Source organism: Rhizobium sp. 'Codium 1' (assembly GCF_020889605.1).
Taxonomy (GTDB): domain Bacteria; phylum Pseudomonadota; class Alphaproteobacteria; order Rhizobiales; family Rhizobiaceae; genus Allorhizobium; species Allorhizobium algae.
The window spans coordinates 200,116-214,332 of sequence record NZ_JAJGPW010000004.1 but is presented as its reverse complement, the minus strand read 5'-3'; the positions used below and the strand labels follow the sequence as shown (position 1 = coordinate 214,332).

15 protein-coding genes and 1 tRNA gene are annotated in these 14,217 nt (G+C 61.4%); 7 read left to right on the top strand and 9 right to left on the bottom strand.

What is annotated here, in order from left to right; all coding sequences use genetic code 11:
* Positions 1 to 75 precede the first annotated feature (75 nt).
* The 3 genes from LJE98_RS12610 to LJE98_RS12600 all read right to left on the bottom strand — a co-directional run bounded on the left by LJE98_RS12610 (position 76) and on the right by LJE98_RS12600 (position 3,059).
* On the bottom strand, positions 76 to 693 hold the full coding sequence (locus tag LJE98_RS12610; RefSeq protein WP_229575566.1) for a GNAT family N-acetyltransferase: 618 nt from the start codon (positions 691 to 693) through the stop codon (positions 76 to 78).
* 59 nt (positions 694 to 752) lie between these two features.
* On the bottom strand, positions 753 to 2,024 hold the full coding sequence (locus tag LJE98_RS12605) for a hypothetical protein (RefSeq protein ID WP_229575565.1): 1,272 nt from the start codon (positions 2,022 to 2,024) through the stop codon (positions 753 to 755).
* A 102-nt stretch (positions 2,025 to 2,126) separates the two neighbouring features.
* Entirely contained in the window at positions 2,127 to 3,059 is a 933-nt protein-coding gene (locus LJE98_RS12600; protein WP_229575564.1) for a DMT family transporter, read from the bottom strand.
* A gap of 276 nt (positions 3,060 to 3,335) precedes the next feature.
* Between LJE98_RS12600 and LJE98_RS12595 the strand changes: the two genes are divergently transcribed.
* Positions 3,336 to 3,773 carry a helix-turn-helix domain-containing protein gene (locus tag LJE98_RS12595; protein WP_229575563.1) on the top strand — a complete coding sequence of 146 codons (438 nt, stop codon included), beginning with the start codon at positions 3,336 to 3,338 and terminating at the stop codon, positions 3,771 to 3,773.
* 11 nt (positions 3,774 to 3,784) lie between these two features.
* Here the strand turns inward: LJE98_RS12595 and lipB are convergent, their stop codons facing one another.
* Complete coding sequence (gene lipB / locus LJE98_RS12590) at positions 3,785 to 4,501, bottom strand: lipoyl(octanoyl) transferase LipB (protein WP_229575562.1); 717 nt, start codon at positions 4,499 to 4,501, stop codon at positions 3,785 to 3,787.
* A 214-nt stretch (positions 4,502 to 4,715) separates the two neighbouring features.
* Here lipB and LJE98_RS12585 point away from each other — a divergent pair.
* Positions 4,716 to 4,800, top strand: a tRNA-Leu gene (locus tag LJE98_RS12585).
* A 54-nt stretch (positions 4,801 to 4,854) separates the two neighbouring features.
* On the opposite strand, the gene LJE98_RS12580 is transcribed toward LJE98_RS12585, so the two are convergent.
* Both LJE98_RS12580 and LJE98_RS12575 read right to left on the bottom strand, forming a co-directional pair.
* Positions 4,855 to 5,355: a BON domain-containing protein gene (locus LJE98_RS12580; RefSeq protein WP_229575561.1), complete on the bottom strand. Its 501-nt coding sequence runs from the start codon at positions 5,353 to 5,355 to the stop codon at positions 4,855 to 4,857.
* Positions 5,356 to 5,421: 66 nt separating this feature from the next.
* A complete protein-coding gene (locus LJE98_RS12575; protein ID WP_229575560.1) occupies positions 5,422 to 5,916 on the bottom strand; it encodes a peptide deformylase in 495 nt (164 codons plus the stop codon).
* Positions 5,917 to 6,098: 182 nt separating this feature from the next.
* Here LJE98_RS12575 and mgtE point away from each other — a divergent pair, with 182 nt between their 5' ends.
* Together mgtE and LJE98_RS12565 are read left to right on the top strand one after the other, a co-directional pair.
* The gene (mgtE, locus tag LJE98_RS12570; RefSeq protein WP_229575559.1) at positions 6,099 to 7,511 is read left to right on the top strand and encodes a magnesium transporter; all 1,413 of its coding nucleotides are present in this window, start codon (positions 6,099 to 6,101) and stop codon (positions 7,509 to 7,511) included.
* A gap of 115 nt (positions 7,512 to 7,626) precedes the next feature.
* Entirely contained in the window at positions 7,627 to 8,013 is a 387-nt protein-coding gene (locus tag LJE98_RS12565; protein ID WP_229575558.1) for a MerR family transcriptional regulator, read from the top strand.
* Between the two features lie 28 nt (positions 8,014 to 8,041).
* On the opposite strand, the gene LJE98_RS12560 is transcribed toward LJE98_RS12565, so the two are convergent.
* The 3 genes from LJE98_RS12560 to LJE98_RS12550 all read right to left on the bottom strand — a co-directional run bounded on the left by LJE98_RS12560 (position 8,042) and on the right by LJE98_RS12550 (position 10,314).
* A complete protein-coding gene (locus LJE98_RS12560) occupies positions 8,042 to 8,518 on the bottom strand; it encodes a methyltransferase family protein (protein ID WP_229575557.1) in 477 nt (158 codons plus the stop codon).
* A gap of 14 nt (positions 8,519 to 8,532) precedes the next feature.
* Positions 8,533 to 9,513, bottom strand: coding sequence for a heparan-alpha-glucosaminide N-acetyltransferase (locus tag LJE98_RS12555; protein WP_229575556.1), 981 nt, complete (start codon positions 9,511 to 9,513; stop codon positions 8,533 to 8,535).
* 108 nt (positions 9,514 to 9,621) lie between these two features.
* Positions 9,622 to 10,314 (bottom strand): DUF599 domain-containing protein, encoded by a 693-nt coding sequence (locus LJE98_RS12550; RefSeq protein ID WP_229575555.1) that lies wholly within the window; start codon positions 10,312 to 10,314, stop codon positions 9,622 to 9,624.
* 584 nt (positions 10,315 to 10,898) lie between these two features.
* On the opposite strand from LJE98_RS12550, the gene LJE98_RS12545 reads away from it, so the two are divergent.
* The 3 genes from LJE98_RS12545 to LJE98_RS12535 all read left to right on the top strand — a co-directional run bounded on the left by LJE98_RS12545 (position 10,899) and on the right by LJE98_RS12535 (position 13,822).
* The gene (locus tag LJE98_RS12545; protein ID WP_229575554.1) at positions 10,899 to 12,299 is read left to right on the top strand and encodes an L-serine ammonia-lyase; all 1,401 of its coding nucleotides are present in this window, start codon (positions 10,899 to 10,901) and stop codon (positions 12,297 to 12,299) included.
* Positions 12,300 to 12,461: 162 nt separating this feature from the next.
* The gene (locus LJE98_RS12540; RefSeq protein WP_229575553.1) at positions 12,462 to 12,899 is read left to right on the top strand and encodes a DUF1489 family protein; all 438 of its coding nucleotides are present in this window, start codon (positions 12,462 to 12,464) and stop codon (positions 12,897 to 12,899) included.
* Positions 12,900 to 13,201: 302 nt separating this feature from the next.
* Positions 13,202 to 13,822 (top strand): tyrosine-protein phosphatase, encoded by a 621-nt coding sequence (locus LJE98_RS12535; protein ID WP_229575552.1) that lies wholly within the window; start codon positions 13,202 to 13,204, stop codon positions 13,820 to 13,822.
* Positions 13,823 to 14,217: the final 395 nt, after the last annotated feature.

Sequence of the window (14,217 nt, the reverse complement as noted above, 5' to 3'; positions counted from 1 at the left end):
CGTGGACTTTGACACGGCTGGCCCCTCCGGCTCAAGAGGTCAACCGGATATTGTCAAAAGTCTGATTTTTATCGGCTATTCCGCTTGAAGAACGGGAAAGTGCGCGGCTGCATCCGCCCGAAGTTTCCCGGTCTGGCGCGGGTCTTCGAATATCTCGACCATGCGTTTGTAAGGTGCGAAACCCGAGCGCTGGTAAAAGGCGAGCGCTGCGGGATGGTCGAGATGGCAGGTATGCACCCAGAACCGGGAGATGGGCTTTTCCCAGGCCTTGTCGATCGCTGCATTCATCATGATGCGCCCGGCGCCGGAGCCGATCAGGCTCTGATCGAGCCCGAAAAAGGCGAGTTCGCACTGTCCCGGTTCGCGGAAATCGAGCTCGAGGAGGCCCAGACGCTCGCCGTCGCGCGTCATGGTGTAAATCTCGACCGCCGGATCCCTGATGATTGTCTCGAGCTTGTCATCGTCCATGACCGCGCGCGAAACCCAGAGCCAGTCCTCCCCAACACGGCGATAGAGCGCGCGATAAGCGTCGGTCGCGGGGGATGGCCAAGGCTCGACCATGAGACCGTCTGACGGCGGATTGGGCCGAGGTGCCGGTCGCGTGCGCATTTCAAGGCAGGTGACGATCGTTGCCAGCATGTTGGCTGGAACGTCGAAATAGCCGGCGGTAAGGGGAGGGTTCTCGGTGTCCATGCGTCTTTGGACAGCGTCATGGGCGAGCTGTCAAGCGGGCAGGGCAATGGTCCCGGACGTCAGCCGAACAGCTTGTCGCAGGCATAGATGACCGCATAGACATGCATGGCGAGCGCGGCATAGAAACCGAAACCGGTCATCAGTCGCTCCGGCCCGTTCATCGGCGTCAGGGCCTCGCGCGGCTTCACGGACTTGGTGCGGATCATGCTGAGCAGGGTGAAGAGAGCCACGCCGACGATGAGTGCCGGTGCGCCGAGGCCGATCCGCCATCCCGTCCACACGACGACGCCGGTCACGAGAAAGCTGATGATGGCGAGAACACGCTGTCCTTCGAAGACCTGCCGCAGGACCTGGCCGCCGTCGAAGCGATAGGTGGGCAGCAGGTTCAGCAGGTTGAAGGCGCCGAGGATGACGAGAAACACCAGAATGGGCCCGTCGGCCTCGGATGGATGGGGGATCTCCATGGCCGACTGGTGGGACGCCACAAGAATTGGAACGAGCAGGGCTGAGAAGCCCGCGCCCATCAGCGCGCAGGTCGCGACTTCGAAATGGCTGTTATAGGGGCGACCACCGATCGCGACGCCACCGAGCAGAGGGAAGAAGAGCATGCGTGTCGTCGGATGGCCAAAGGCACGGTAGGCGACCATGTGGCCGAGCTCGTGCAGCAGGATGACGAGGGTCAGGAAGATCGAGATCATCAGCCCTTGCGCATTCATCCCAAAAAACGGCCAGAGAATCAGGGTCGAGAGAATAACGAGCACCGTCTGCCAGGCCGGATGCTCGAAATGCAGCAGGCTCGAGCCCTTGCTTTCCTCGACATGGTCTCGCAGGGCGCTGATTTCTCTGGAAAGCGCCATGCGGCGGAAGAGATAAAAGGCGAGACCGCGAAAATTGTCGGTCTGCTCGAAGGTCACGCGGCTGCCGAGCGGTGCCCGTTCGATTTTTCGGCTCTCCTGGTACCCTTCCCAGAAAGACTGGTCGAGCGTTGTGTCTCCGACGACCCTGAGATGACAGGAAAAACTTCCGGCGGAGGTCATGGCGGTGCGATCGACGATCATGGTGCGGCGGCTGGGCTGCCCGTGGCGATCGGGATTGCGGTAGGCGAACTCCACCAGGTCCGGTTTGCCGTCGACCGGTTCCACGGAAATCACATTCGGATGCCAGAGCGTCTGGTCTCCGGCAGGGCGGGTGATGTTCCACAATTCTTCGGGTCGTTCGCGGATAATCCGGCTGATGCGGATCGTCCTGCGTCCCAGGGGGGCCGCCATCAACAGCCACAAGAGGCCGAGATTGACGGCGGCCAGAAAGACTGCGGCCTGATATGTCGCCAAGACGCCTCTCCCGGTGATGCAGATGATGGTCCGAACCTAGGCGAGAAGTCTTAGAGTTTGATGGCTGGAATCGTTAAAATGCCGTGCTTGTCGAGGTTCGTCTCATCCGGCCCCGGCAATCGATTGCGCCGGTGCAGCCCGCCTCCGTTCGCGCCAGAGGATGAACAGCCCGGAACCGACAATGATTGCGATACCCAGCCATTTCGAGGGCGTCGGGAATTCGTCGAACAGGATATGACCGAGTGCCACGGCGGCAATGATCTCGAAATACTGAAACGGCGCCAGCACCGACAAGGTCGCCATGCGGAAGGCGCGCACCACGAGGAGGTGGATGTAGCCCGAGATGGCACCGAGAAGGAGCAGCAATCCGAAACCGGTGGCCGAGTTCGGCAGAGAGATTTCGAAGTCCGCCTCGCCGGCCGAGGTTCCGATCAGGAGCGCTGCTCCCATGAACAGGGTCCCGCCAATGCCGGCCATGGTCTGCATGGTCATCGGTGTGTCGGCTTCGCCGATCGCCCGGTTGAGAAACATGTAGAGCGCGAAGAGGAATGCACAGGCGACCGGCAGCAGGGCAGTCAGGCCGAAGATCTCGTAGCTTGGCTGGATGACGATCATGGCCCCGCCGAAGCCGACGGCAATGGCGAGCCAGCGGCGCCAACCGACCTTTTCCTTCAGGAACAGGGCGGACATTGCCGTCAGGATGAAGGGTTCGACGAAATAGATCGCGAAGACATCCGCCAGCGGCATGTATTTTACCGCCATGAAGAACATCAGGCTCGCTGCCCCGTGTATCGCTCCCCGCAGGAGGTTGAGCCAGGGGCGCCTGGCGGAAAAGGCCGCCATGCCGTTGAGGGCGATCAGGACCGGCAGCACCGAGGCGAGCTGGAAGAAGAAGCGATAAAAGGTAATCTGGCCGGGCGACATGCCGCCCACGGTCGCCATGTATTTCGCGATCGCGTCCATGACCGGCAGCACGAACATGCAGCCCGCCATGAGAATCATGCCGCGAAGGGGATCGGAGGACGAGTTGTGCATGGTGGGACCCGAAAGGAGATGGCGATCGCGCCTGCGTGAACAAGCATGGCGCGTCGGTGTGATCAAGCAAAAGAAAAATGGGAACCAATCGCTGCGTCGTGCGTTTATGGCCTTTTGTCCGCATTCGTCTGTGGGGCCCGGACGGCGTTTTCATGCCTGTCCGTGGCGTCACCGGAAAGATGCGGGCCCTTCGGATCCGCTACAATGGATGCGACGGATCGGAGTAGAGCAACTGTCGCCCCTTGGGCGGCGCAACTGGACGATCAGGAGGTGCCGATGCCGGCGCGCAACGAGTTTTCCCGCATGACCGATTCGAGCGATGACACGCTGGGAGGTCGTCTCTCGGCCGCACGCGACGCTTCGGGCCTGTCACTCGCCGATGTGGCGAACCGAATCGGCGTAAAGCGCGAAAACCTGCTCGCCTGGGAGGCTGATCGTTCGGAGCCTGGCGCGTCGAGCCTGGTTGATCTCGCCGGCATCCTTGGCGTCTCGCCCATGTGGCTGATGACAGGTCTGGGAACCGGTCCGATCCAGGAAACCGGCGATCTGCCCCTCGAAGCGTTGAAGCTTGATCTTCAGCGCCTGACCGATGCGCATCGCGAATGCGCCCGTCTCATCGACAAGATTGCGCGACAGATTGAAACCTATGAGGAAGGCCACGAGCGGCGGCGCAAGGCCGGCGATCTCGATGGGCCGGTCATGGGACGCGCCTGAGCCGAGGTCGGTCAGTCTTCGCTGACCGTCGGTCCGAAGACGTCCTCAAAGGCCTCACGCAGGCGCATATCGACATCCGCCATCATGACAGGCAGGCCGAGATCGACGAGGCTCGTCACGCCATGGGCCGAGATCCCGCAGGGTACGATGCCGGTGAAATGCGAGAGATCCGGGTCGACATTGATCGACAGGCCATGAAAGCTCACCCAGCGACGCAGCCGAATGCCGAGAGCTGCGATCTTGTCCTCGCTCATCGTGCCATCCGGCAGTCGTGGCTTTTCGGGACGGCGCACCCAGACGCCGACGCGCTCCTCGCGGCGTTCGCCCTTGACGTTCATGCTGTCCAGCGTGCGGATCACCACTTCTTCGAGGGCCGCCACATAGGCGCGCACATCCTGCCGGCGACGCTTCAGGTCCAGCATGACATAGGCGACCCGCTGGCCGGGGCCATGATAGGTGTATTCGCCTCCACGCCCCGTCGCAAAGACCGGAAACCGGTCCGGTTCGATCAGGTCCTTCTGATCGGCACTAGTGCCGGCGGTATAGAGGGCAGGGTGCTCCACAAGCCAGACCAGTTCATCGGCCTTGCCGTCTGCGATCAGACCCACCTGCCGCTCCATTTCTGCAACGGCCTCTTCATAGCCGACAAGCCCGTCGGTGACTCGCCAACGCACCGGCGGACAGTCTTCGCGGGCATGCATGGAATGTTCGAGATCGGTGCGGAGCATGAAATTTGCCTTCGGCTGTGGACTGGCGAAAAGCCTTGTTTTCCCTGTATTTGGCAAGAAAAGCCCCGGACTTCAAGGGCAGCAGCCACCCTCTTCATCAGGGCTTTCCCACAGCGTCTGAGGAATTTTCAAAAATCTGTCACGCCGGGCTTGTGGACCCCCAATGCTTTTGCTACATGCAGCCCCGCCGGAGCAATTCGGCGCCTACCACGATGCGGTCGTGGCGGAATTGGTAGACGCGCAGCGTTGAGGTCGCTGTGGGGCAACCCGTGGAAGTTCGAGTCTTCTCGACCGCACCAAAAAAGAACCCGGCCTTTGCGCCGGGTTTTTTGTTGCTGAATTTCAACGGCTTCTCAATCGCCGTCATGCGGGATGTGGCTGTCCACGCCAAGTGTCGTGATGAAGTTTTTCACCTCGCTGACACCTGTCACGCCGAGCACCTTCAGTTCCACCGCACGCCGCTCCTCGGCGGTGTCTACCGCGCCGCGCAGCGTCACGAGATGGCCATCGACATGGATGTCGAGGCCTGTCAGCACCGAGTCGTCGAAACTCTCCAGGGCAAGGGAAATATCCGATTCGAGCTGGTCGTCGTTTTCGCGACCCTCGGTCGTCGGCAGGACCGGTGTCGCCGGAGACGGTTCCAGGCCGGCAGCGTCAACCGCATCGACGTGATATCCCTCGTTGCGGTCGCGGTCGAAATTGGCGGCGGTTTCGCCGTAGCCGCGGTTCCCGACCGGGCTTGCCGTGGCACCCGCGCCGTCGGCATAGGGCCAGCCGTCACCGATATTGCGCTGGTCGTAGTCGCGATAATCGTCCTCGCGGGAAAAGTCGGTCTTGCGGTCGTCCTTGGCCATGATGGGCTCCTTCGTCACTGTCTGAGACGATAACGCCTGGCCTTGTTCTTTGTTCGACCTTGTCGGTCAGCGCGCCGCCTTTTCCCACTTCTTCAGGAGCCGTTCCCGCTTCAGGCGCGACAGTTTCTGGACCCAGAAAATGCCATCGAGCTGGTCGATTTCGTGCTGCATGCAGATCGCGGCGAATCCTTCGAGCGCTTCCTCGTTCACCGTGCCGTCAAGCGTCTGGTATCGGATCCGGACCGCCCTTGGCCGTGTCACCTCCTCGGTCATGCCGGGCATGGAGACGCTGCCTTCGGTTTGGGTCATCACATCTTCGGAAGCCCAGAGGATTTCCGGATTGACGTAATCGCGCCGACCGCCGATCTCGGGAAGCTCGATCACGGTCAGGCGCTTAGAGATCCCGCAATGAGGGGCGGTGATGCCGATCCCGGGGGCCGCCTTCATCGTCTCAAAGAGGTCATCGGCAAGGTGTTGCAGATCCGCTCCGAACTCGGTGACCCGTTCGGCAGGTGTCTTCAGGGCGGTGTCGGGATAGCAGCGGATGGTCAGGCGGGTCACGAAAACTCTCGGCTCTTGGCGAGCGGGCCGGATGCCCACTGTGGCGCAAGAGACACGCTAGCAGGAAGCCGGAGGCTTTGCACAGCTCCTGGCATTTTTCCCCTGGCTGCGTGTTGACTTGAGGGTTTTTGCCGCCATTCTCCCGACTTCGAAGCAGTGGGCATCAGAGGCGAGGGCAGGTCATGAGTGAGATCGACGACGATGGTCTCGGCCGTGGCGCTCCCGAGGAGCCGCAGGCCGACATTTATGACGAGGAAGGCTCGATCCGTCATGATTTCCTGACCATGGTCGGTGCCGCGATCGCCGATCGCGACGTGATCTTCCTGCGCCAGAATGTTGCCAAGCTCCACGAGTCGGAACTGGGCCACCTGATCGAGGCGATCCAGCCCGACCAGCGGCTGGCGATGATCCGGCTGCTCGGCGCCGATTTCGACATGACGGCGCTGACCGAGGTCGATGAAGCGATCCGCATGCAGATCGTCGATCAGATGCCGAATGCGCAGATCGCAGCGGCTATCGGCGATCTCGATTCGGATGACGCCGTCTATATTCTCGAAGACCTCGAGGACGAAGACCGCGAGGAAATTCTCGCCCAGCTGCCGTTCACCGAGCGCGTGCGCCTTCGCCGGGCGCTCGATTATCCGGAAAGCTCCGCCGGCCGACGTATGCAGACGGAATTCGTCGCCGTGCCGCCCTTCTGGACGGTCGGCCAGACGATCGACTACATGCGTGACGAGGAAGATCTGCCGGAGACCTTTACCCAGATCTTCGTCATCGATCCGACCTTCAAACTTCTCGGCGTCGTCAATCTCGACCGGATCCTGCGCACCAAGCGGCAGGTGAAGATCGAGACGATCATGCACGAGACGAACCACCCGATCCCGGCCAAGATGGACCAGGAAGAGGCGGCCCAGCTTTTCGAGCAATACGACCTTCTGTCGGCCGCCGTCGTCGATGAAAACGAGCGGCTGGTCGGCGTGCTCACCATCGACGACGTGGTCGACGTCATCCAGGAAGAGGCGGAGGAGGATTTGCTGCGCCTCGGTGGCGTCGGCGACGAAGAGCTGTCCGACAGCATTGCGGAGACGTCGCGGTCGCGCGTGCCGTGGCTCGCGGTCAATCTGTTGACGGCTTTCCTGGCGGCTTCGGTCATCTCGCTGTTCGAGGCGACAATCCAGGAGATCGTGGCACTTGCGGTCCTGATGCCGATCGTCGCGGGCATGGGGGGCAATGCCGGATCGCAGACCATGACCGTCACGGTCCGGGCGCTTGCCACCCGCAATCTCGATATTCACAATGCCTATAGGGTCGTGCGCCGCGAAGCGGGCGTCGGTCTGCTGAACGGCGTGGTCTTCGGCATTATGATCGGCGTCATTGCCGGTCTGTGGTTTCAGGACGTCAATATCGGCGGGATCATCGCGACCGCCATGCTCATCAACATGATGGCGGCTGCCATCGCCGGCATCCTCATCCCGCTTGCGCTCGACCGCTTCGGCGCCGATCCGGCCGTGGCCTCCTCCGTCTTCGTCACGACGGTCACCGATATCATCGGTTTCTTTGCCTTTCTCGGTCTCGCCACCTGGTGGTTCATGTGACACCTGGCCTCGTATGCAGGCACCGAGGGGGCTGGTTTCGACCATCGGAAGGCCGAAAAAATTGACTTGTACGTAAAAGTCAATATCATGTGTTCCGACACAGGATCGGAATGCCGTGAAGAAATACTATAGCATAACAGAGCTCACGCGTGAATTTGGTGTCTCGACGCGCACCCTGCGTTTCTACGAGGACGAGGGCCTGCTGCATCCGGAACGCCGTGGCCGTACGCGCCTCTACCGCACCGCCGACCGCCGGTTCCTGCAGGAAATCCTGCGTGGTCGCCGCATCGGGTTTACGATCGCCGAAATCCGCGAAATCGTTCACGTCTACAAGGAGCCGCCCGGCGAGATCGGGCAGCTCAAGTTGATGATGAAGAAGATTGACGAGAAGCGCGATGAGCTTCGACAGAAGCGCCGCGATATCGATGAGACCCTGTCCGAACTGGATCAGGCCGAAGAAGCCTGCCTTACGCGCCTGGTGGAGATCGGCGTCGGCACCTGACGTCCGGCGGCCTCGTTTTCAGTCCAAATCAGATCCAGCGCCGCGTCCGTTTGCGGTAGCTGTCGTAGTCGAATCCGAACCGGGCTTCGAGATGGCGTTCTTCTCTGGGGATCGCGATCAGGCGCGTCGCTCCAAGCGAAACGAGCGCGGCGACGAAAAACCAGCTGTTCCCCGAGATCAGACCAAGTGCGACTGCGAACAAGGTATAGGCGAGATAGATCGGATTGCGGCTGAAGCGAAATGGGCCGCAGGTCACGAGGTGACGGGCGCATCGGCAGTCCGAAACCGGTGTTTGCCGGCCGATCAGCGTTCGCACGGCCCAGACATCGAGCATGACGGCCGCAAGCAGGATGGCAAGGCCGATGGAGGACAACGCGAAGCCATAGGGCGAGGGGATCGGAGCCAGCGCTGCGATCCGGCCAGCCAGCATGGCGGTCAGGATGCCCGTCAGGTAGAGCATGGGTGGCCAGGGATATTTCAGAGGCTTCGCGCGGTAGGCATTCATTGAAGAACTCCCCCTTACGGCGCTGACTGACTCCTTAACGTGCACTCTTCGGCCAGCGTCTGGATGCGTGCATCCTGAGCCGGCAATATTGCGCCGGACTGGAGGGGAGCAAAGAGGTTCTCCGCCTGAAGGCGCTCCAGTGTGCAGTCGCAGAAGCGCTCGCACAGACCTGCTTCGTTACCCTGTTCCGCGCAGCTCGCTTGGCAGCTTCCCATGTAGGACGCGACCGGATCCGCGGCGGGTGGCGGAACGACGTAGCTTGCGAGGAAAAGACCGGCGATCAGCACCGGCTGGTGCAGCAGGTAGACGGTCAGGGAATGGCGGCCGCCCCAGCGGAGCCAGTTCGGGCCCGCCGGCAGCCTGGCGATCCAGCCCAGCCTGTCGCGATCGACGAGGAAGCGCGCCAGGGCGATGCCGGTCAGCAGTGCACCGATCCATGGCAGCAGGGGCACGTAGTCATTGGAGCGCGGAAGCGTTTCCGAAAGACCCAGAAACCAGAAATAGGGCGCATCGAAGCTCGACGATCGCAGGACTGTCGGCAGCGTGAAGGCGACAGCGGCAGCGACCAGTGTCACGATGAACGGGGCCTTGAGGAAGAGAAGGCCGACGACGCTCGACAGCGCAATCGCATGCAGGATGCCGAAAAAGATCCAGCTGTCGGGTGTGAACCAATAAGTCGCGACCGAAATCGTAGCCGCCGCGGCGACGATGACCCCGAGCCTGCGCAGGAAGGGCTGCAGTCGAAGTGTCGGGTATTGCGCGAGCACGAGGCTGAAGCCGGCGAGGAACAAAAATGTCGATGCGATGAGCCGCGCATAGACCCGCAGGAAGCCTTGCGTCGAACTGCCGGGCTCCAGATAGCCGAAGAATTCGAGATCCCAGCTGAAATGATAGGTCGCCATCGCGATCAGTGCGAGGCCGCGTGCCGCATCGAGCGCGGGAAGGCGCGGGCGACTCGGGCGGCTCGGGGGGGTATGCTCTGTTTGCTCTGCCACGCAGTCTTCCTTCACCTCTCCCCCGGCTGCCGCTGTGCAGCGCCGGTCAGGGATCGGCGGTCGGTCCCAAAGGCGGCAAATTCATGGCCCGTGTCGCATTTCCTGCTTTCACGTATCGCTCCCGTTCAGGAGGGCAAGCCTTGCCTCGGAGAAAAACTGGCGGCGCAGCAGCACGATGAAGACCAGAACTGTCGCGATCATGAAGATCCAGGGGCTGACGAACCAGCCGAGATAGCCGATCGAATAGAAGATGGCGCGCAGACCCATATTGAAATGGCTGGCGGCGATGATGTTCATCCGGATCGTGCGCTCCGCCGCTTCCATCGCACGCGCCGGGTCCATCTTTGCTTCGTCCATCATGGGGATCGCACCAAAGAGTATGGTGCAATAGTTGAACAGCCGGTAGGACCAGCCGAACTTGAAGAAGGAGTACGCGAAAAGGCCAATCAGCCCGCAGACCTTCAGTTCGAAGGTTGCCCGTCCACCCTGCACGATGAATGGAATGTCCCTGAGGATTGCATCCACCTGTTCAGTTGCGCCGAGCAAGGCGAAACAGCCGCCTATGGCAAAGATCGTCGTGGAGGCGAAAAAGGCCGTGCCGTTCTGCAGCCCGCCCATGATCTGGGTGTCGATCATCTTCAGGTCTCGCGTCATGGAATTGAGGATCCATTCACGCCGGCGTTCCGCCATGGCCTTGGTCAGGCTGGTCCTTTGCCAGATCACCTGGTTGCCCGTGATTCGCGCATAGGCCAGCCAAAGAAGAATGAAGAGGGTGAGGGCGATGTAGTCCGGCATGGTCATGGCTGCGATTCCTGCGAGCGCGTCTCGTCGCGCATTATCCTTCTCCAGCGATCTCCCACAACGGAAATTAACCAGCTCTAAGGCTTTGGGTCGAAATGAGGCAGGTGGTGCCAAGCCGGTTAACGGCTCATCCCATTGAAATATAACATATCCATGCGCTCCACGCATGCCTGCTGCGCAAAATACGCCTTGCTTTTGCCATTTTTGCAATTGCGAAAGGCGCAGCATTTTAATACACATCTCGCCGGAAAGCGGTCGGGGGACGGCTTTCCACGAATGAGTGGTCACACTTGGAGTTTCCATGGAAGGCAATGTTCAGCCGTCGTGCTGGGGCGTTACCATCCGTGCTTTGGTAGGATTTGCCGGCGTTCTCTGCCTGGCCTATCTCTTCGGCGCGGTTTGATAGCCTACACAAACGGAATTTGCGCACAGCGCGGTCATCTCGACCGCGCTGTTTGCGTTTTGGGCTGCGGACACCATCTTGGTCATGTCGCGGCCATGAAAGCCGATGTCGATTGCGAGGCGCATTCGTGATAGGCGATGCTCTAGCCTTTGCGCTTTCAGTCCCGCATGCGAGGAGCCCCATGTTTCTTTCGGTTTTCGACGTGTTCAAGATCGGCGTCGGCCCCTCGAGTTCCCACACCATGGGTCCGATGACGGCGGCCAACCGGTTTCTCGACCTCATCCTCTCTGATCAGTGGCCGCGCCCCGCCGGTGCCCATGTGGCAGCCCTGAAGGCGAGCCTGCACGGGTCGCTCGCCTATACCGGCATCGGTCACGGCACGGGAAACGCGGTGATCATCGGTCTGATGGGCGAGGCACCTGACAGCATCGACCCTGACCGCATGGAGGGCATCATTGCGGACGTGGAGCGCACAGGCCGCGTCACCCCGCCCGGTCATCCAGCTTACATCTTCCAACCGAAGGACGACCTCGTCTACGACAAGAAGACGCCGCTCTCGGGTCATGCCAACGGCATGCGACTGTCCGCCCTCGACAAGGACGGCCGCGTTCTCCTCACCCAGATCTACTATTCGATCGGCGGTGGCTTCGTTGTCACCGATACCGAGCTTCTCGCCCTGCAGAAGCAGAAGAAGCAAGCATCCGATCACAAGGTGCCCTATCCCTTCGCTTCGGCGAAGGAAATGCTCGCCATGGCCGCCTCATCCGGCCAGACGATCGCGCAGATGAAGCGGGCGAATGAAGAGGTCGTGCGATCGCGCGAGGATCTCGATGCAGGCCTCGACCGGATCTGGGATGCGATGCTGAGCTGCATCGATCGCGGATTGCGACAGGAAGGCCAGTTGCCGGGCGGTTTGAAGGTGCGCCGCCGGGCGAAATCCATCCACGATCAGCTGCAGGAGGAGTGGCGTTCCAACCGGCTCAATCCGGTGCTCGCGAATGACTGGCTTTCGGTCTATGCGATGGCGGTGAATGAGGAGAATGCTGCTGGTGGCCGCGTCGTGACATCGCCGACCAATGGTGCTGCCGGTGTCGTGCCCGCCACCATCCGCTATTACCTGCATTTCCATCCCGATGCCGACCAGCAGGGCATTCGCGACTACCTGCTGACGGCCGCTGCCATTGGCGGGATCATCAAGCACAATGCCTCGATTTCGGGCGCCGAGGTCGGCTGTCAGGGCGAAGTCGGCTCGGCCTCGGCCATGGCCGCTGCCGGTCTTGCCGCCGTCATGGGCGGCACGCCGGAGCAGATCGAGAACGCCGCGGAAATCGCTCTCGAACATCATCTCGGCATGACCTGCGACCCGGTCGCCGGCCTTGTCCAGGTGCCCTGTATCGAGCGCAACGCGCTCGGTGCCGTCAAGGCCGTTACCGCTGCATCGCTCGCGCTGAAAGGCGATGGCGTGCATTTCGTGCCGCTCGACGCCTGTATCGAGACCATGCGCCAGACCGGCAATGACATGAACGAGAAGTACAAGGAAACCTCGCTTGGTGGCCTCGCCGTCAACGTCGTCGAATGTTGATGCGGGGAGGGGAGCGCCTCTGTCCTGATACGTCTCCGTCGTCATCCTCAGGCGTGCCCCGAGGATGGCCACAGCAGGCAAATGCATCGCAACTGTTGAGCAGCCCCTGCCTTTGACGCCCATGCCCTTGACCCCCCGGCCAGACCGGCTATCTCGGGTGTCATGACACTGCATCTCCTCAAACTCTGCGTCGGAGCCGACTCCATCGACGACCTGCGCGACTGGGTCGCCGAACGCTGCCTCGTCGCGGTTGCGGCGGGCCTGGAGCCGCATTCTTCGCATGTCACCCGGATGGTGCCGAAGCGCATGGAGGAACTGCTGGATGGTGGCTCGCTCTACTGGATCATCAAGGGCCAGCTGTCGGCCCGCCAGAAGCTCCTCGACATCAAGACCTTCACCGGCGGCGATGGGATCACCCGCTGCGAGCTGATCCTCGGCCCTGAGGTGATCGAAGTGGCGCCGGCACCACGTCGGCCCTTCCAGGGTTGGCGTTATCTCGACGCCGATGTTGCGCCCCGCGACCTTTCGGCCTCTGGTGCCAATATCGAGGATATGCCCGATGACCTGAAGCGGGAGCTGGCCGAACTGGGATTGCTGTGAGCGGAATGCCCGCCGAGGGGCCGGATCATGGTGCCCTGGCTGAAGTTTCCGTTGAATTGGGGTCGCGCGCTCATCCTGGCCGCAAGCGGTTCGGGTGCGGGTGAAACAGTCCGGCTGTGAAACCGCCATTTCCTGTATTGGACTTGACGGTTGCCCCCCGCATCCGGTTGCAGCACAGGAGGCACCTGTATCGTGTAAGTCCGTGCTGTCGTCTGGACCGTTTGCCATCGAAACAGCCGAATCGGGTGGCAAGGGCAGCGTTGTGAGCCGGTCCATTGGACCAGAGGGCGGGGAGACTTGCGATGTCGAGTGTTGAAGGCGATCAAGGGGCACTGGAGCGCAAGGTGCCGCAGGTCCGCGGTTGGCGCAGGATTGCCTTGCATTCCGGACTGGCGGTTGCCGGGCTTCTCGCGCTATTTGGTGCCTATGTCGGCATCCTGATCCTGTCCGGAAACTTCCACGAAGTTCTGCCCGGACAGTTCTATCGCTCGGCGCAGCTTTCCGGTGCGCGGCTGAGCGAGGAGATCGACCGCTACGGCATCAAGACCGTGATCAATCTGCGTGGCGAGAATGTCGGCCGGGGCTGGTATGACGACGAGGTCGCCGCAACGGCCGCGCATGGCGCCGCGCATGTGAATTTCGGCATTTCGGCCCGCCGTGAACTGACGCCGGAGCGGGCGCAGGAATTGCTGGCGCTTCTCAAAACGGCGGAGCAGCCGATCCTTGTGCATTGTATGTCGGGCGCCGACCGTACCGGTCTCGCCTCCGTCATCTTCCTGCAGCAGGTCGCCGGTGTCGATGAGGAGGAGGCCGAATGGCAGCTTTCCCCGATCTACGGCCATATCAACCTGTCTTTTTTTGCGGCTTACGCCATGGATGACACCTGGGAGCGGCTCGAAAAGGTGATCGGGCTGGACAGCTGAGCGGACCCGCTGGCCTCGCGGCGAATGCAACTGATTCCTTTGATGCCAGCGCATGCCAAGGGCGCGGCCATGACGATAGAAACCGACTTCTCCACCCGTGACACACCCGGTCCCGGGCCCCATGGGCGACCGGTGTTTGCCGTGGCCCCACTGATGACGGCGACGGATCGGGCAAAAAGTCTACAAATATTCAATTTGTTACGCGGTTTTACTTCTGCCACGTACCACCGTCTCTCGAAGCGACGGGTCATTCTGAACGAGACGACGAGGCCTTGCATTTCGGTTGCCGACTGGAGCCGTGCGGCCACGCAGACTAAGGCCTGTCTGTTGATGTCCACTGAGAGCTGACCCGGCGCAGCCTGATATTTCTATTGAGAATGAGCCATGTTTCAGCC

Coding starts and splice junctions, on each gene's coding strand:
- lipB (WP_229575562.1), bottom strand. CDS start 4,501: ATGCTCCGCACCGATCTCGAACATTCCATGCATGCCCGCGAAGACTGT.
- mgtE (WP_229575559.1), top strand. CDS start 6,099: ATGAGTGAGATCGACGACGATGGTCTCGGCCGTGGCGCTCCCGAGGAG.
- LJE98_RS12540 (WP_229575553.1), top strand. CDS start 12,462: ATGACACTGCATCTCCTCAAACTCTGCGTCGGAGCCGACTCCATCGAC.
- LJE98_RS12595 (WP_229575563.1), top strand. CDS start 3,336: ATGCCGGCGCGCAACGAGTTTTCCCGCATGACCGATTCGAGCGATGAC.
- LJE98_RS12580 (WP_229575561.1), bottom strand. CDS start 5,355: ATGGCCAAGGACGACCGCAAGACCGACTTTTCCCGCGAGGACGATTAT.
- LJE98_RS12550 (WP_229575555.1), bottom strand. CDS start 10,314: ATGACCATGCCGGACTACATCGCCCTCACCCTCTTCATTCTTCTTTGG.
- LJE98_RS12545 (WP_229575554.1), top strand. CDS start 10,899: ATGTTTCTTTCGGTTTTCGACGTGTTCAAGATCGGCGTCGGCCCCTCG.
- LJE98_RS12600 (WP_229575564.1), bottom strand. CDS start 3,059: ATGCACAACTCGTCCTCCGATCCCCTTCGCGGCATGATTCTCATGGCG.
- LJE98_RS12610 (WP_229575566.1), bottom strand. CDS start 693: ATGGACACCGAGAACCCTCCCCTTACCGCCGGCTATTTCGACGTTCCA.
- LJE98_RS12535 (WP_229575552.1), top strand. CDS start 13,202: ATGTCGAGTGTTGAAGGCGATCAAGGGGCACTGGAGCGCAAGGTGCCG.
- LJE98_RS12560 (WP_229575557.1), bottom strand. CDS start 8,518: ATGAATGCCTACCGCGCGAAGCCTCTGAAATATCCCTGGCCACCCATG.